A 16,535-nucleotide genomic window follows, 5' to 3' on the forward strand; every position below is an offset into this window, starting at 1 on the left:
GTCCGCTTGGAAAACGGAAAAAATCCCACGCTAAGGTGATTTATTGTTCATTGTATGGTGCTGCCTTACTTATCAGTACCCTATCGTTAAACTTTTTCTTTTCACAACAAAGATGAAATTTTGCCCGTATTGCCCCGACTCCGTTGTTCCTGTTATCTACCAATGAAGAATTAACACTAAACGAATTCGATATAACATATATGTTTTTGACTTCCTGGTTTAGAAGCGCGACACTATTCATTCAACGCAGGAGGTCACGATGTCATCAATTTCACCCCTACAACTCTTTAAAAGCCTGTCCGATGAAACCCGTCTGGGTATCGTCCTTCTCCTCAAAGAGATGGGTGAACTATGCGTATGCGATCTCTGCACGGCGCTGGAACAGTCGCAGCCTAAGATCTCCCGTCATCTGGCAATGCTACGTGAAAGCGGATTGTTGCTGGATCGCAAGAATGGGAAATGGGTTCACTACCGCTTATCTCCGCATATTCCTTCATGGGCTGCTCAGGTTATTGAGCAGGCCTGGTTAAGCCAACAGGACGACGTACAGGCTATCGCCCATAAGCTGGCATCAGCTAACTGCTCTGGTAGCGGCAAGGCTGTCTGCATCTAAAAAATTTGCCTGAACATATATGATTTTTCAAATGTGAGGTGTTCATGATGAAAACGTTAACGGTGTTTGACCCGGCTATGTGTTGCAGTACCGGCGTCTGCGGTACAGATATTGATCAGGTTCTGGTTGATTTTTCTGCGGATGTACAGTGGCTAAAACAGCGTGAAATTCAGGTTGATCGTTATAACCTGGCACAGCAACCCATGAGCTTTGTACAGAACGAAAAAGCCAAAGCATTCCTTGAGGCATCCGGGGCTGAAGGGCTTCCATTGTTGTTGCTGGACGGCGAAATGGTGATGGCGGGGCGTTATCCGAAACGTGCAGAGCTGGCCCGCTGGTTCGGAATACCGCTGGATAAAGTAGGATTAGCATCTAAAAGCTGCTGCGGTGGTAATACTTCTTGTTGCTGAAATGTCAGGAGGACATATGAAATTCTTACAGAATATCCCACCTTACCTGTTTTTTACCGGTAAAGGGGGCGTCGGTAAAACCTCTATTTCCTGTGCCACCGCTATCAGCCTGGCGGAACAAGGCAAGCGGGTTTTGCTTGTCAGCACCGATCCGGCTTCAAACGTAGGCCAGGTGTTCAGCCAGACTATTGGCAATACCATTCTGCCGGTGGCCTCTGTACCGGGTCTTTCAGCGCTGGAAATTGATCCTCAGGCCGCCGCCCAGGAATATCGGGCCAGAATCGTTGATCCTATCAAAGGCATTCTGCCGGATGATGTCGTTAACAGTATTAACGAACAGCTCTCTGGTGCATGTACCACCGAAATTGCAGCTTTTGATGAATTTACCGGTCTGTTGACTGACGCATCATTATTGACCCGCTTTGACCATATTATCTTTGATACCGCGCCAACCGGTCACACTATTCGTCTTCTCCAGTTGCCCGGTGCGTGGAGTAGCTTCATTGAGAGCAATCCTGATGGTGCTTCCTGTCTTGGCCCGATGGCAGGGCTGGAGAAACAGCGTGAGCAGTATTCACACGCCGTCCAGGCATTGTCTGATCCGGATCGTACGAGGCTGGTTTTAGTGGCTCGACTGCAAAAATCAACGCTTCAGGAAGTCGCCCGTACTCATGATGAGCTTGCGGCGATAGGTCTCAAAAATCAGTATCTGGTCATCAACGGCGTGTTACCTGAGACAGAAGCAGTCAACGATACTCTGGCGGCTGCAATATGGGGCCGGGAGCAGGAGGCGCTGGCAAGTCTTCCCGCTGGTCTGGACGCTCTCCCTACTGACACATTATTCCTTCAACCAGTGAATATGGTCGGTGTGTCTGCTTTAAGGGGACTTCTCACCTCCCAACCTGAGACGGCTTCATTTGCTGAAGTGTCCGCCCTGCAAAAACCAGCGATATCGTCGTTGTCTGCTCTGGTTGATGAGATTGCCCTTAATGAACACGGCCTGATTATGCTGATGGGTAAAGGTGGCGTGGGTAAAACAACCATGGCTGCGGCCATTGCAGTCAGACTGGCCGAAATGGGATTTGATGTGCATCTCACGACGTCAGATCCTGCTGCACACCTGAGCACAACCCTCAATGGAAGCCTCAATAACCTGCAGGTCAGCAGAATCGACCCTCATGATGAAACAGAACGTTATCGCCAGCATGTCCTTGAAACGAAAGGACGTGACCTGGATGAAGCAGGGAAACATCTGCTGGAAGAGGATTTACGCTCTCCGTGTACCGAAGAGATTGCTGTGTTCCAGGCCTTCTCACGGGTGATCCGTGAAGCGGGTAAACGGTTTGTCGTCATGGATACGGCACCGACAGGACATACATTGTTGCTGCTTGATGCTACCGGGGCATACCACCGGGAGATAGCAAAGAAAATGGGAGATAAAGGCCATTTCTCTACGCCAATGATGCAGCTTCAGGATCCGGAAAGAACAAAAGTATTACTGGTCACTCTGCCGGAAACGACCCCCGTTCTTGAGGCTGCAAATTTACAAGCCGATCTTGAACGTGCCGGGATTCATCCATGGGGCTGGATTATCAATAACAGTCTTTCCATCGCTGAAACCCGTTCACCGCTGCTTCGTCAGCGCGCGCAGCAGGAACTGCCTCAAATCGAGGCTGTAAAGAACCAGCATGCTACCCGTGTTGCACTGGTTCCTGTTCTTGCGGCAGAGCCAACCGGTATAGACAAACTCAAACAGCTCGCAGGTTAATTTTTACTATATACAGGGCAGTCATGCTGCCCTGTCAGGAGGTTTTATGTTACTGGCAGGAGCAATTTTCATCCTGACCATCGTGTTGGTTATCTGGCAGCCGAAGGGGTTAGGGATTGGCTGGAGCGCCATATTTGGCGCAATACTGGCACTCATATCTGGTGTAGTACACATTACCGACATTCTGGTGGTATGGAATATCGTCTGGAACGCCACAGCAACCTTTATTGCCGTGATTATCATCAGTTTGCTGCTGGATGAGTCTGGCTTTTTTGAATGGGCAGCATTGCATGTTTCCCGCTGGGGAAATGGCCGGGGTCGCCTGCTGTTTACTTATATCGTTCTGCTCGGTGCTGCGGTAGCAGCGCTATTTGCCAATGATGGTGCAGCTCTCATCCTGACGCCGATCGTTATTGCCATGTTGCTGGCTCTGGGATTCAGTAAAAGCGCTACGCTGGCATTTGTAATGGCTGCAGGGTTTATTGCCGATACCGCCAGCCTGCCGCTGATTGTGTCGAACCTGGTCAATATTGTTTCTGCTGACTTCTTCCATCTGGGATTCACGGAATATGCCTCCGTGATGGTGCCTGTGGATATTGCCGCCATTATTGCCACGCTGGTGATGCTGCATCTGTTTTTCCGCAAAGATATCCCACCGACCTATGATCTGAACCGACTGAAAGAACCGGCTCTTGCTATCAAAGACCCGGCGACGTTCAGAACTGGCTGGATTGTATTAATCCTTCTGCTGGTAGGTTTTTTTGTGCTTGAGCCGCTGGGTATTCCTGTCAGCGCTATTGCGGCTGTGGGTGCTGCTATCCTCTTTTTCGTGGCTAAAAAAGGTCATGCCATTAACACCGGTAAAGTCCTGCGTGGTGCACCGTGGCAGATTGTGATTTTCTCACTGGGAATGTATCTGGTTGTTTATGGGTTGCGTAATGCCGGGCTGACAGAATACCTCTCTGGCGTGTTGAATTTATTTGCAGACAAAGGACTTTGGGCTGCCACATTTGGCACGGGATTCCTGACAGCATTCCTGTCATCCATCATGAACAACATGCCTACTGTATTGATTGGCGCATTGTCGATCGATGGCAGCACCGCATCGGGTGTCATCAAAGAAGCAATGATTTATGCCAATGTCATCGGTTGCGATCTGGGACCTAAAATTACGCCTATTGGTAGCCTGGCAACGCTACTCTGGCTGCATGTACTTTCACAGAAGAACATGACAATCACCTGGGGATACTATTTCCGCACCGGGATTATCATGACTCTGCCTGTGCTGTTTGTAACGCTGGCCGCGCTGGCGCTACGTCTCTCTTTCACTTTGTAATGAGATACTGATATGAGCAACATTACCATTTATCACAACCCAGCCTGCGGCACCTCTCGCAACACGCTTGAGATGATCCGTAACAGCGGTACAGAGCCGACCGTTATTCATTATCTTGAGACACCACCATCACGCGATGAACTGGTTAAACTTATTGCGGATATGGGGATCACAGTACGAGCGCTGCTGCGTAAGAATGTCGAGCCTTTTGAAGCATTAGGGCTGGCGGAAGATCGCTTTACTGACGATCAGTTAATCGACTTTATGTTACAGCATCCTATTCTGATTAACCGCCCGATTGTGGTGACGCCACTGGGGACCCGGCTGTGTCGTCCTTCAGAAGTGGTGCTGGATATTCTTCCGGATGCACAAAAACACGCGTTCACCAAAGAAGATGGTGAAAAAGTCGTTGATGATGCAGGTAAACGACTGAAATAAATCCTAAGGGGCATTTGCCCCTTTATATTTTACTTTGCCAGCCACCCTTGATGATGCTTTCCATAGCGACATTATTCTGCTTTTTATGAGTCACGTGCAAAAAGGAATGATGCCTGCACAGGCTGCATGGGCGCATTAGAGGCGGAACGATAGCCTGATGAATTGACGTATACGAAAGTAAGTATGGAGTTTTTATCGATGATAGGGGTCAGTTTGGATATCGAAAATTATTGTACGTTAAGGTTATTTTTTGTACCTCTGAGCTATGTGAAGCTTGACCACTTTGACAGGCAGCTTTGAGCGATAAGCAGACATATTCACTGAAATTTTTAGGAAGCATTTTCTTGCCCATACGTGGCTTTATCTGCCGATTTTCAGAAAACGCATTCACCGTTATCGACGCGCTTTTCTGTCGTCAGCGGGATCGTCCCGCCTGAACCATCAGACACACCAAGTACCAGCACCTCTGACTTTTCAGGTCCCATCTTCATGGTACCCAGATTGACGATGCAGATTACCTGCGTTTCCTGCAGGTCTTCTGCTGCATAGTTAGTATACGCACCGCATGACACCCTTGTTCCCAGTTCTGGTCCTAGGTCAATAGTCATGCGCCAGGTGGGCTTTGATGTTTTACTCTCCTCAACCCTGATGATGGTACCGGCACGCATATCGAGAGCCGAAAATGAGTCAAATGACGCTTTATCTTTCATAATTCTTTCCTTTTTGCGATTTCAAAGTTTTCTTTCCGTTGCCGGAACAGACTGAAACGTAACTTTCCAGCCGGAACGGTGATGAGCCCCAGACACGCAACTATCAGTCCGACGCCTGCCCATCCGGAAGGCGGCAGCCTTTCACCGACGAGCACAACGGCCAGCAGTGCGGCTATAACCGGCTCCAGCAGACTGATCGTGGTTGCCATACTGGGGACGTCTCAGAAAACGGAAAATAAAGCACGTTAAGCCCATTGCAGACTCTAGATATTGACGAGTACGTCGGGTTTTCTCTTGTTTGAGTTGCCTCTTGTGGTAAGATAGTAATCAATTACTATCTTACCAGGAGTGCTCGTGGACACCCATCCAAAGCATCTGCCGGCCGATGAACGTCGTGCCGTAACTGTCGAGTCCGTCGTGGCGCTTGCCGGTTCACAAAACCCAAGCGAGATAACCACTGCGGCTATCGCTAAACACATGAACTTGACCCAGGGTGCGCTGTTTCGGCACTTCCCGAACAAGGAAGCCATTTGGCAGGCGGTCATGGAGTGGGTAGCAGAGCACCTATTAGCCAGAATCGATCGATCCGCACAAGGAATCGAGTCGCCCTTGGCAGCCATGGAGGCGATGTTCATGAGTCATATCGAATTCGTAGCTGAGCACCCAGGCGTGCCAAGAATGATGTTTGGTGAGCTTCAGCGTGCCGAATCGACACCGGCCAAGCGCATGGTGCAAACCTTGATTCAGCGCTACGGCGAACGTTTGCATCGTCTCATCGAGAAAGGCAAGGCCAGCGGCGAGTTGTCTCCCTCGCTTGACAACGAGGCGGCGGCAACGCTGTTCATTGGCACGATCCAGGGCTTGGTCATGCAATCGCTGTTGGCGGGTGATGTGGGACGTATGCACCGCGATGCGCCGCGCGTCTTTGCAATTTATCGGCGTGGCATAAGGAGTGCGCAATGAAAAAGTTACCCTTGCAAGGCCGCACCCTGGCACTGCTTGCCGTCATCATTCCTTTGCTGGTGCTTTTTATTTATGTCGGTCTGCGATCAGGGCCGCTCGCCCCGGTCGCTGTGACGGTGGCAAGCGTGGAATCACGGGCTATCACACCGGCGCTGTTCGGCATCGGCACGGTGGAGGCGCGCTACACCTACAAGATCGGGCCGACGTTTGCCGGGCGCGTCAAACGCCTGGAGGTGCATGTAGGCGACCAGGTCAAGGCCGGACAGGTGCTCGGCGAGATGGAGCCGGTCGACCTTGATGATCGGGTGCGCTCACAGGAGTCTGTATTCAAGCGGGCGGAAGCGGCTTTGCGCGAGGCAGAAGCCCGGCAAGCCTACGCGCAAACCCAGGCGCGCCGCTATGAGCAATTGTTTGCGGTGCGCTCGACCAGCGAGGAAATCGTCACCACCAAGCGGCAGGAACTGCAGATCGCCGATGCCGCCCTATCCGCCGCTCGGGAAGATATTGCCCGGGCACGCTCCGACCGCGAAGCACTCGTCGCGCAGCGGAGCAATCTGCGCCTGATCGCGCCGGTCGACGGTGTAGTCGCCGTGCGCGATGCCGATCCCGGCACGACCATCGTCGCGGGCCAGGCCGTGGTGGAAGTGATCGACCCCAAGAGTTTGTGGATCAATGTGCGCTTCGACCAGATCAGCGCATCGGGGCTGGCTGGGGGGCTGCCGGCTCATATCGTCCTGCGTTCGCGTGGTGGCCAGACCTTGAAAGGTCGCGTGCTGCGGGTGGAACCCAAGGCCGACGCGGTAACCGAGGAAACGCTTGCCAAGGTGACATTCGATAACAAACCAGAACCTTTGCCACCAGTGGGTGAACTGGCCGAAGTCACGGTTGACTTGCCGGCGCTCCCGGCCGCTCCACTGATCCCCAACGCTGCCGTCCAGCGTGAAGGCGATAAAGTTGGTGTCTGGCAAATCGTGGATGGTGATCTGCATTTCTCCCCGGTCAAGCTCGGCACTTCCGACCTCAATGGTTACGTGCAGGTGCGCGAAGGGCTCAAGAATGGGGACCAGGTTGTGACCTATAGCGAAAAGGCACTGACGGCGCGCAGCCGCATCCATGTGGTCGAGCATATCCCGGGAGTTTCACGATGATCAGCCTGGCCGGCCGCGACATTCTCCATGCCTGGGGGAAATTCGTCTTCACCGGCATCGGTCTGGGTCTGCTGATCGGCGTCACCCTAGTCATGGCTGGGGTGTACCGAGGCATGGTGGACGACGGCAAGGCGTTGCTCGACAACAGTGGCGCTGACCTTTGGGTGGTGCAAAAGGATACTCTGGGTCCTTATGCGGAGTCGTCCAGCCTCAACGATGACGTGTATCGCGCCATTCTCGCCATGCCGGGAGTCTCACAGGCAGCGAACGCGACCTACCTGACCATGCAGGTACGCAAGGGCGAGAGTGATGTACGCACCATGGTGGTCGGCATCGCGCCCGGTGCGTTGGGGGCTACACCCGGATGGCCTCCTTATCTCGTCGCTGGACGCCAGATCACGCGCGGTCACTACGAGGCTGTGGCCGACATCGCCACCGGCTTCAAACTGGGAGATCGTCTTGCCATTCGCCGCAATCATTACACCGTCGTGGGGCTGACACGGCGCATGGTGTCGTCCAGCGGCGACCCGATGGTATTCATTCCGCTCAAAGATGCCCAGGAGGCCCAGTTCCTCAAGGACAACGATGCCATCTGGCAAAGCCGGCGTCGCACCGAAGCCAACCCGGTCTTCAATCGACCCGGTGATCCAGGTTTGCTGGATGCCGTGATTGCTTCACAGAGCAGCAACGCGTTCGTCAATGCCGTGCTGGTCACTCTGAAACCTGGTCATGCGCCGGACGAGGTTGCCGAATCCATCCAGCGCTGGAAGCGTTTGACGGTCTACACCCGGGCACAGATGGAAGACATCCTCGTCGGCAAGCTGATCGCCACCTCGGCCAAGCAGATCGGCATGTTCCTTGTGATTCTAGCCATCGTTAGCGCGGCCATCGTTGCCTTCATCATCTATTCGCTGACGATGGACAAAATCCGTGAGATCGCGGTGTTGAAGCTCATCGGCACACGCAACCGAACCATCGCCGCGATGATCATGCAGCAGGCGCTCGCCCTGGGCGTGATTGGCTTCGTGGTCGGCAAGATCACAGCCACCTTTTCAGCACCGGCTTTTCCAAAATATGTCCTGCTCACGCCAATGGATTCTGTCGCCGGTTTTTTTGCCGTGCTCGTGATCTGCGTTCTAGCTAGCCTCGTCGCCATTCGCATAGCACTCAAGGTCGATCCGGCCGAAGCCATTGGAGGTTGAGATGAGTGGCAAAGGGATACACATCGAAAGTTTAAGCAAGCGGTATGGCGATGGTGACACCGCTGTCTTTGCCTTGAGAGACGTGAATATGCATGTTGCGCCTGGTGAAGTGGTGGGACTGATCGGCCCTTCCGGGTCCGGCAAGAGCACGCTGCTCAAGTGTCTGGGTGCGGTGATCGAACCGACCGCCGGTCGCATGACGCTGGGCGATGAAGTGATCTACGCCGATGGCTGGAAAGTCCGCGACCTGCGCGCCTTACGGCGTGACAAGATCGGTTTCGTTTTCCAGGCGCCGTACCTGATTCCGTTTCTCGATGTCACCGACAACGTGGCGCTGCTGCCGATGCTTGCAGGCGTCGCGAATGGAGAGTCGCGCGCGAAGGCACTGGAATTGCTCACAGCGCTTGATGTGCAACACCGAGCTCGCGCAATGCCCTCGCAACTCTCCGGTGGCGAGCAGCAACGGGTCGCCATCGCGCGCGGACTGGTCAATCGTCCGCCGGTGATCCTGGCCGATGAACCCACTGCGCCGCTGGATTCCGAGCGCGCCATGGCTGTAATCCGCATCCTCAACGACATGGCCCGGAAGTTCGAGACCGCCATCATCGTCGTCACCCATGACGAAAAGATCATCCCCACATTCAAGCGCATCTACCACATCCGCGACGGCGTGACCCATGAGGAAGCTGGCGAAGGGCGGGAGTTCGAATGAGAGAACGATTGAATTACAGGAGAATTTCATGACCCACCGCAAACACAGCCACGCATTTGGAACTATCACCCTGACCGTTACGGCCTGCCTGCTTTTATGGGGTTTTCAGTTGCCAGCTTGGGCTGGTGACGCTACCCAGGTTGAGCCACTGGCGCTACGCAAGATCATGCAGGAGCTCGGGCGCAACATGCAGGCTATTACCGGTGCGATTTCGCAGGAGGAATGGGTTCAGGTCGTTCAGCTCGCCCCAAAAGTTGCTGCACACCCCGAGCCACCGCTTACTGAAAAAATGCGCATCCTTGCTTACCTCGGCGCTGATGCGACCAAGTTCAGAAACTTTGACGCGCAGACTCACGAGGCGGCGCTGGCCATGAAGCTGGCTGCTGCGAGCAGCGACGGCAAGGCGGTGATCCAATCATTCGCCCTATCTGTCCCCGCTGGGGTGGGAGCATATCAACCTGACCGGCGATTACCTATGGCGCAGCAGTGCCAAGGTCGGTGCGGGGAAGTTCAGGCCATTGCGACCGCTGCCACCGGCTTAGCGTGCTTTATTTTCCGTTTTCTGAGACGACCCCCTTATGGCAGCACTTTAAATTGAGTCTCATACAGTATCTGTTTTCTTTCTCTTCATCTCTCATGACCTGCTGCCCACTTACAGACTCCAGGGTAAAGCAAAAAATTCTCCACCGGTGAGCAGAGTATATTGCATATGCCAGTTTATGAGTGTATATATAGCATATGCCAATAAGGAGCCTTCATGCCAAGACCCAGAATTCCCCGTAACATCTGTGGCCGCCCTGCGGATACCTGTTTTAAGCCCAATGCGCGACCGATGAGCCAGCTTGAACATGTTCATTTAAAAGAAGATGAGTTTGAAGCGTTACGGCTGGTCGATTTACTGGGCATGCAACAGCAGGAAGCGGCTGTTGCAATGGGGGTTTCAAGGCAGACACTGGCCAATGTCCTGAAAGCAGCCCGTTTTAAGGTTGTGGACTGTCTCACTCAGGGCAAGGCCTTAATAATGCACTCTGAAAGGGAAGGAGTTACACAAGATGATCACAGCCATTCCAGTGAATGACGACCGGGTAGCAAATCATTTTACCAAAGCGAGTCACCTTGTCCTGGTGGATGAGCGCGGTGTGGAGCTCAGCCGGACAGAAAATCCCGCGCTGGGCGCAGATTGTTCAGGTAAACGGAAGCTGGTTGACCTGCTGGTTCAACAGCAAGTCAGCCGCGTTGTGGTCCGTAACATCGGGGAACGGATGCTGGGTAAATTACTGGGGCATCAGATCGCGGTGTACCAGACTGACTGTGGTCGTCGTTTGTTCACTGAACTGTGTGATCCGGATACCCGTGTTCTGACTGAACTGAATAAGCCGGAGCAGGGACGCCAGTCCTTTCATCATGAGGCGAAAGGGAAAAAATGCTGTCACTCTGACGGGAACACAGCAGAAAATGCGTGCCAGGGTGGGCGTCAGCATCATCACGGAAACGGGCGCTGTTGCCATTCATGAGTTTATTTCATCACGGGCGGTGATTTTTATCAGACCCGTATTGTGTATAAACCAGGAGCCGGAATGTGTGGAGGAGGCAGTAATGATGCCGGGGGAGCCCCTCAGCTGACTGAATTCCGGATGCCTCCCGTCAGTACAACCGGACGCTGAGCAGAAACAGATGAATTGTTATCTTGATGCCAGAAAGGCCCATACCTGTTGTATGGTCTGTAGTTCCCGCGACAACAACCCTGATACGGTGAACTTAATGTTTTCAGAGCACCCGGATGGCTCTGTATGTGCGGACTACACGGCCAATCACAGGCATCAGGGGTATACGGGTCTTTTACATGGCGGAATGACGAGTACCCTGCTGGATGCAGCAATGACTCATTGTTTGTTCATGCAGGGTGTGCAAGCCCTGACGGCTGAACTGACGGTAAGATTCATTTCACCCGTTTGTACCGGAGACAAACTGATGGTATGTGCCAGACTGCTTGGGCAACGCAGGGGGATTTACCTGCTTGAAGCATGGCTGACAAAAGGACAGCAGACAGTGGCACGTGCCACGGCGAAATTCATTGTTCCGTCGCAGGATATTGCTCTGGCGCATCGCTAGTGTGACAGACGACAGGTGTACCTGGTTATTATAAAAATTTGAGGCGTGTTTTGCTCAGACCGGAAAGAATAATCGCATATCGTATATTCCACTGAAACCGTGTAAGAGGTAGTTATGAGTAAACAAATCATTGATATTGGTATTGCTGAATCATCCCGGGTGGAGATTGCAGACGGCCTGTCCCGGCTTCTTGCTGACACCTATACCCTGTATATAAAAACACATTACTATCACTGGAATGTAACTGGCCCCATGTTTAACAGCTTACATTTAATGTTTGAAAATCAATACAATGAGCTGGCCACTGCCGTTGATGATATCGCTGAACGTATACGCTCGCTCGGATGCTTCGCGCCCGGCACATATCATGAATTTTCACGTCTAACAGCGGTTAATGAAGATAAGGATATTCCGGCAGCAAAAAACATGATTGAAAATCTTGTCCAGGGCCAGGAGACCGTGGTTAAAACTGCACGCTCCCTGTTCCCGCTCGTTAATAATGCGAATGATGAAGCCACAGCAGATCTGCTTACACAACGTATCCAGTTACATGAGAAAACTGCCTGGATGTTGCGTAGCCTGCTTGAATAATGTCACCACGTGGCAGCAGAAAAAACGGTTTGTCAGCCACAGGCTATTACTGACAGTGCAGAATCATCCGTGTTCCTGTGGCTGTTTTTTCTGACCGTCACAGTATTAAACACCATTGAATCAGTGGGTTAATCAGTGAATGCGTGAACGAGAAATACAGTCCGTGACGGGCATCATCGGCTGGTATATCCGGACCACTGTTGTTTTCCCGTTAAGGTATCGCAGGTTCCGGTCTGGCATTTCACAGCCTGAACAGGGTTAATGATGCACGGATAAAACGGTTTACGGGGAAAGCAGGATCATATTATTCGTTGTTATGGCTTCCTTTACCGGTGCCTGCCTGCGGGCAGTAGAGATCATATAAGGTATTTAACAACGTCATGATACGGTTATCCTCAATACGGTAATATACCATTTTACCTGCCCGTCGGGTCTCGACCAGCTTCAGGCGGCGCATGACACCCAGCTGCTGGGACAGGGTCGGCTGAGTGATACCGACCGCCGCTTCCAGCCCGGCCACATTCGCTTCCCCCAGGCTTAACTGACACATCAACAGCAACCGGTCGCTGTTGGCCAGTCCCCGTAAGACATCTGCTGCCCTCAGGGCCGCATTCTTCATATCTGTCTGACGTTTTGTGTCTTCATTCATGAGCATTGCTGATTTCTCATACTATGTGTTTTTATATAATATAATTTAGTATACTGACGGTATCGTAATTTTGCCATCGTGTTCGTCAGGTCTGCAGCGTCCTGCCGGCCCGGGGAAACGATTATATCTGGCAGGCATTTTTGCCCCGGGTGAACAGAGAGGATGTAATGAAAATAGTGATTGTTGGTGGTGTTGCCGGCGGGGCATCCGCTGCAGCCAGAGCTCGTCGGTTATCAGAGGATGTCAGTATTGTTGTGTTTGAACGGGGAAGCGATGTCTCTTTCGCCAACTGTGGATTACCTTATCATATAGGCGGAAAAATTCCTTTAAGGCAGTCACTGATTCTGAAAACCCCGGAGGATTTTAAATCCCGCTTTAACATAGACGTCCGTATCTGTCATGAAGTGACGTCAGTGGATCCGGTTAATAAAACGGTGACGGTTAAAAATCTGACCTCAGGGGAGGTCTATAGCGAAGAATGGGATCGTCTGCTCCTCAGTACCGGCGCCGCTCCGGTTGTCCCTCCTTTGCCCGGGCTACAGGAAGAGGGTGTCTTTACGCTGCGAAATCTTACTGACATGGATGCTATCCTGGGGTGGATTGAGCAACATCACGTAGCTCACACCACGCTTGTCGGGGGGGGATTTATCGGACTTGAAGTGATGGAGGCTCTGAGCGAACGGGGGATCAATGTGACCCTGCTGGAGATGGGGGAACAGGTTATGGCTCCGGTTGATCCTGAAATGGCATCTGCCCTGCATCAGGAAATCCGGAGTCATGGCGTGGATCTGCGTCTCAGAACGGCGCTCACCGAGGTACTGCGGACAGAGACGGGATTCCGCGTTGCACTGTCTGAGGGTGGGTTTCTGCAGACCGACATGGTTATTCTCGCCATCGGGGTAAAACCTGAGAACAGCCTTGCCACAGGAGCCGGGCTCGCAGTGGGTAAACGGGGAGGCATAAGCGTCAATGCCTGTATGCAGACCAGTATCCCTGACATCTACGCCGTGGGGGATGCCGTTGAAACCCCAGACTTTGTCTTTCAGGAACCCGCTAATTTTCCTCTGGCAGGGCCCGCCAACCGCCAGGGACGCATTGCTGCTGATAACATGCTAGATCGTCACAGCCTTTACCATGGCAGTCAGGGGACATCCATTTGTAAGGTATTTTCGCTGAGTATTGGCAGCGTCGGTGCGAATGAAAAGCAGCTGAAAGTTCATGGCACCCGATACGAGAAGGTTTACGTCCATGCCGCTGATCATGCCGGTTACTACCCGGGGGCAACGATGATCAGTCTGAAACTGCTGTTCAGCCCCGATACCGGTAAAATTCTCGGGGCTCAGGCATCAGGGAAAAAAGGGGTTGATAAACGCATCGATGTCCTGTCTGTCGCACAGCGCGCGGGGCTTACCGTCAACGATCTCGAACATCTTGAGCTGACTTATGCTCCACCTTTTAACAGTGCAAGGGACGTCGTTAACCAGGCTGGTATGGTGGCGACAAATGTAATGAAAGGAGATACGGTCATATGTCATGTCAGCGATGTGTTACAACGGGAACCGGGCAGTTATTGTTTACTTGATATTCGCTCTCCTGCCGAACTGAAACAATTTGGTGAATATCCTGACGCGCTATCCATCCCTCTTGATTCCCTGCGGGAAAACCTTGGAAAATTGCCTAAAGATAAAGAAATTTTTATAGGATGTCAGAGTGGCCTGCGCGGGCATGTGGCATACCGTATTCTGCAGGCTCACGGCTTCCGGACATATAATCTGAGTGGTGGTTTCATAACCTGGCAGACGGTAACGGAGTCAATGAGTAAATAAGAGATGAAGTGCCATACACACATGGCACTTCATTTCTCCAGATTCGTTGAAAACATATTATATGGAATAGAAAATCTACAAAAATTATTAACGCCTTGAATGGCAGCTATAAGCGCATACCCTGAATCACTTTAAAGTGATTCAGGGTGTGAATGACTATTTTTGGATTTGGCACACAGCGTACTTCCAGGCTGCTAGTCATTAAGGGGTCCGCTTGGAAAACGGAAAATATCCTACGTTAAACCTGTTTCTTTAGCTGGCATTACAAAAAGCGAGCGTCTGCATGGTACAGACAGACGCCCGAATACGATAAAAATGAGACGAAAAAAACAGGTTACTTAACCCGCTTCCCCGTTTCGTCAATGACCTTTTCGCCGTCCTCTTTGGTAAACACTCCTTTCTGACCTTCAGGTAGAATATCCAGCACTATTTCTGAAGGGCGGCAAAGACGAGTGCCAAGCGGCGTAACGACTACCGGCCGATTAATCAGGATCGGATGTTGAAGCATAAAATCAATCAACTGCTCATCACTGAATTTCTCTTCATCAAGGCCCTGGTGTTCATAAGGCTCAACATTCTTACGCAGCAATGCACGCACCGTAATTCCCATATCTGAAATAAGTTTAATCAGCTCATCACGGGTCGGTGGCGTATCGAGATAATAAATAATGGTCGGTTCGTTACCGCTGTTACGGATCATCTCCAGCGTGTTGCGTGAAGTGCCGCAGGCCGGGTTGTGATAGATGGTAATGTTGCTCATATCTTTATCTCATTACAAAGTGATGGAAAGCCGCAACGCCAGCGCGGCCAGAGTGACAAACAGCACGGGCAGAGTCATGATAATGCCGGTGCGGAAGTAATAACCCCAGGTGATCGTTATATTTTTCTGGGCAAGCACATGCAGCCAAAGCAGGGTTGCCAGACTGCCAATCGGGGTGATTTTCGGGCCTAAATCGCAGCCAATCACGTTGGCATAAATCATTGCCTCTTTGACGACGCCAGTCGCCGTACTCCCGTCAATCGACAGCGCGCCAATCAGCACCGTCGGCATATTGTTCATCACCGACGACAGGAACGCGGTCAGGAAGCCGGTGCCGAACGTCGCTGCCCATAACCCCTTTTCTGCCAGCAGGTTCAGTACACCAGACAGATACTCCGTGAGCCCGGCATTGCGCAGGCCATAGACCACCAGGTACATGCCCAGCGAAAAAAACGCCTTCTGATCGTATAAATACACACCATGAGCGTTTTCACAAAGTCTCCTTCTGCCAGGCAGCGGATAATCTTACATGTGTCTGTCGTTTTCAGAAGACGGCAGACCGGACTAAAACCATAGGCATATCATTTGCCTTCAACAAGTTCACCGAACAGCTCTTTCACCCTGTTTCTGGCGTCCGTTAGCGCTATGTGCCCTTGTCCGGTGATTTCATATACTCGCCGACTTCGTCGACCGGCCTGAACATGTCGTGAAGTGAGATACCCCTTCTTTTCCATACCGTGCAGCATCGGATACAGGGTACCCGGGCTGAGTTGATAACCGTGGTGTCGCAATTCCTCAATGATGCCCAGACCAAAGACGGGTTCTTTGGCTGCATGATGCAGGATGTGCAAACGGATCATCCCGCCGTAAAGATCTTTGTCGGTCACGCCCGGAACCTCACAGTGCTAAACTCAACAACCAACCCGCAACACCGCAACTCACTACGACCAGCCACGGCGGCAGTTTCCAGAACATCAGAGCGACCAGTGCCACAAGGGCAAGGCCGAAATCTTGCGGAGCGAGAACTGCGCTCGTCCATACTGGTTGATAGAGAGCTGCCAGCAGAAGGCCAACTACGGCTGCATTAATACCCTGCAACGCTGCTTGTGTACGGATATTGCGGCGCAGACTTTCCCAGAACGGCAATGCTCCCACAATCAGAAGGAAGGACGGTGCGAAAATTGCCAGCAGACAAACCAGACCACCCAGCCAGCCAGAAGGCACCTGGTTCATCGAAGCCCCGAGAAAGGCTGCAAAAGTGAACAATGGTCCAGGAACGGCACTGTTGCAAATAGTC

The 16,535-nt window shown here is 52.1% G+C and carries 20 protein-coding genes and 2 pseudogenes; 15 read left to right on the top strand and 7 right to left on the bottom strand.

Annotated features, from left to right (window positions below):
* The first annotated feature begins 259 nt into the window (after nucleotides 1-259).
* The 5 genes from arsR to arsC (IM317_RS15740) are packed head-to-tail and all read left to right on the top strand — an operon-like array spanning nucleotide 260 to nucleotide 4,565.
* Entirely contained in the window at nucleotides 260-613 is a 354-nt protein-coding gene (gene arsR, locus IM317_RS15720) for an As(III)-sensing metalloregulatory transcriptional repressor ArsR (RefSeq protein WP_025376942.1), read from the top strand.
* Nucleotides 614-660: 47 nt separating this feature from the next.
* On the top strand, nucleotides 661-1,023 hold the full coding sequence (gene arsD, locus IM317_RS15725) for an arsenite efflux transporter metallochaperone ArsD (RefSeq protein WP_049015829.1): 363 nt from the start codon (nucleotides 661-663) through the stop codon (nucleotides 1,021-1,023).
* 16 nt (nucleotides 1,024-1,039) lie between these two features.
* Nucleotides 1,040-2,791, top strand: a complete 1,752-nt coding sequence (arsA, locus tag IM317_RS15730) for an arsenical pump-driving ATPase (RefSeq protein WP_032694617.1) — start codon at nucleotides 1,040-1,042, stop codon at nucleotides 2,789-2,791.
* 46 nt (nucleotides 2,792-2,837) lie between these two features.
* Nucleotides 2,838-4,127, top strand: coding sequence for an arsenic transporter (locus tag IM317_RS15735; protein WP_031591992.1), 1,290 nt, complete (start codon nucleotides 2,838-2,840; stop codon nucleotides 4,125-4,127).
* A gap of 12 nt (nucleotides 4,128-4,139) precedes the next feature.
* Nucleotides 4,140-4,565: a glutaredoxin-dependent arsenate reductase gene (gene arsC, locus IM317_RS15740; RefSeq protein ID WP_031591991.1), complete on the top strand. Its 426-nt coding sequence runs from the start codon at nucleotides 4,140-4,142 to the stop codon at nucleotides 4,563-4,565.
* Nucleotides 4,566-4,939: 374 nt separating this feature from the next.
* Here arsC (IM317_RS15740) and IM317_RS15745 read toward each other — a convergent pair whose 3' ends face one another.
* Together IM317_RS15745 and IM317_RS15750 are read right to left on the bottom strand one after the other, a co-directional pair.
* Nucleotides 4,940-5,275, bottom strand: coding sequence for a hypothetical protein (locus tag IM317_RS15745; RefSeq protein ID WP_016236507.1), 336 nt, complete (start codon nucleotides 5,273-5,275; stop codon nucleotides 4,940-4,942).
* Nucleotides 5,272-5,487: pseudogene (locus IM317_RS15750) on the bottom strand (EamA family transporter); the annotation flags it as partial. The pseudogene IM317_RS15750 and the gene IM317_RS15745, both read right to left, overlap by 4 nt.
* Nucleotides 5,488-5,629: 142 nt before the next feature.
* On the opposite strand from IM317_RS15750, the gene IM317_RS15755 reads away from it, so the two are divergent.
* From IM317_RS15755 to IM317_RS15795, 9 genes are all read left to right on the top strand, one after another.
* Nucleotides 5,630-6,238, top strand: a complete 609-nt coding sequence (locus IM317_RS15755; RefSeq protein WP_049015493.1) for a TetR/AcrR family transcriptional regulator — start codon at nucleotides 5,630-5,632, stop codon at nucleotides 6,236-6,238.
* Entirely contained in the window at nucleotides 6,235-7,386 is a 1,152-nt protein-coding gene (locus tag IM317_RS15760) for an efflux RND transporter periplasmic adaptor subunit (protein WP_016236501.1), read from the top strand. Before IM317_RS15755 ends, IM317_RS15760 begins: the two co-directional genes overlap by 4 nt.
* Entirely contained in the window at nucleotides 7,383-8,588 is a 1,206-nt protein-coding gene (locus IM317_RS15765) for an ABC transporter permease (protein ID WP_022652303.1), read from the top strand. Before IM317_RS15760 ends, IM317_RS15765 begins: the two co-directional genes overlap by 4 nt.
* A gap of 1 nt (nucleotide 8,589) precedes the next feature.
* On the top strand, nucleotides 8,590-9,300 hold the full coding sequence (locus IM317_RS15770; RefSeq protein WP_004393997.1) for an ABC transporter ATP-binding protein: 711 nt from the start codon (nucleotides 8,590-8,592) through the stop codon (nucleotides 9,298-9,300).
* 28 nt (nucleotides 9,301-9,328) lie between these two features.
* Complete coding sequence (locus IM317_RS15775) at nucleotides 9,329-9,898, top strand: cytochrome C (RefSeq protein WP_080975551.1); 570 nt, start codon at nucleotides 9,329-9,331, stop codon at nucleotides 9,896-9,898.
* Nucleotides 9,899-10,057: 159 nt separating this feature from the next.
* A complete protein-coding gene (locus IM317_RS15780) occupies nucleotides 10,058-10,378 on the top strand; it encodes a DUF134 domain-containing protein (protein ID WP_001137910.1) in 321 nt (106 codons plus the stop codon).
* Nucleotides 10,353-10,814: a NifB/NifX family molybdenum-iron cluster-binding protein gene (locus IM317_RS15785; protein WP_000626969.1), complete on the top strand. Its 462-nt coding sequence runs from the start codon at nucleotides 10,353-10,355 to the stop codon at nucleotides 10,812-10,814. The genes IM317_RS15780 and IM317_RS15785 overlap by 26 nt, the downstream gene beginning before the upstream one ends.
* Before the next feature lie 160 nt (nucleotides 10,815-10,974).
* Nucleotides 10,975-11,412 carry a PaaI family thioesterase gene (locus IM317_RS15790; RefSeq protein ID WP_016241611.1) on the top strand — a complete coding sequence of 146 codons (438 nt, stop codon included), beginning with the start codon at nucleotides 10,975-10,977 and terminating at the stop codon, nucleotides 11,410-11,412.
* Nucleotides 11,413-11,526: 114 nt separating this feature from the next.
* Nucleotides 11,527-12,003 carry a Dps family protein gene (locus tag IM317_RS15795; protein ID WP_000043177.1) on the top strand — a complete coding sequence of 159 codons (477 nt, stop codon included), beginning with the start codon at nucleotides 11,527-11,529 and terminating at the stop codon, nucleotides 12,001-12,003.
* A gap of 304 nt (nucleotides 12,004-12,307) precedes the next feature.
* Here the strand turns inward: IM317_RS15795 and IM317_RS15800 are convergent, their stop codons facing one another.
* Nucleotides 12,308-12,658 (bottom strand): helix-turn-helix transcriptional regulator, encoded by a 351-nt coding sequence (locus IM317_RS15800; protein WP_000928911.1) that lies wholly within the window; start codon nucleotides 12,656-12,658, stop codon nucleotides 12,308-12,310.
* Nucleotides 12,659-12,819: 161 nt separating this feature from the next.
* On the opposite strand from IM317_RS15800, the gene IM317_RS15805 reads away from it, so the two are divergent.
* Nucleotides 12,820-14,478, top strand: a complete 1,659-nt coding sequence (locus IM317_RS15805) for an FAD-dependent oxidoreductase (protein WP_049015483.1) — start codon at nucleotides 12,820-12,822, stop codon at nucleotides 14,476-14,478.
* Nucleotides 14,479-14,812: 334 nt separating this feature from the next.
* Here IM317_RS15805 and arsC (IM317_RS15810) read toward each other — a convergent pair whose 3' ends face one another.
* The 4 genes and pseudogenes from arsC (IM317_RS15810) to IM317_RS15825 form a co-directional block, all read right to left on the bottom strand.
* On the bottom strand, nucleotides 14,813-15,238 hold the full coding sequence (gene arsC, locus IM317_RS15810) for a glutaredoxin-dependent arsenate reductase (protein WP_049015986.1): 426 nt from the start codon (nucleotides 15,236-15,238) through the stop codon (nucleotides 14,813-14,815).
* 12 nt (nucleotides 15,239-15,250) lie between these two features.
* Nucleotides 15,251-15,700 (bottom strand): annotated as a pseudogene (locus tag IM317_RS15815) (ArsB/NhaD family transporter); the annotation flags it as partial.
* A gap of 119 nt (nucleotides 15,701-15,819) precedes the next feature.
* Entirely contained in the window at nucleotides 15,820-16,125 is a 306-nt protein-coding gene (locus IM317_RS15820; protein ID WP_004206574.1) for a PadR family transcriptional regulator, read from the bottom strand.
* Between the two features lie 10 nt (nucleotides 16,126-16,135).
* Nucleotides 16,136-16,535: chromate transporter (locus IM317_RS15825; RefSeq protein WP_193362482.1), on the bottom strand; the 400-nt coding region annotated here is incomplete at its 5' end.

The sequence above is a fragment of the Enterobacter cloacae complex sp. S3 genome (assembly GCF_014930495.1).
GTDB lineage: Bacteria > Pseudomonadota > Gammaproteobacteria > Enterobacterales > Enterobacteriaceae > Enterobacter > Enterobacter asburiae_B.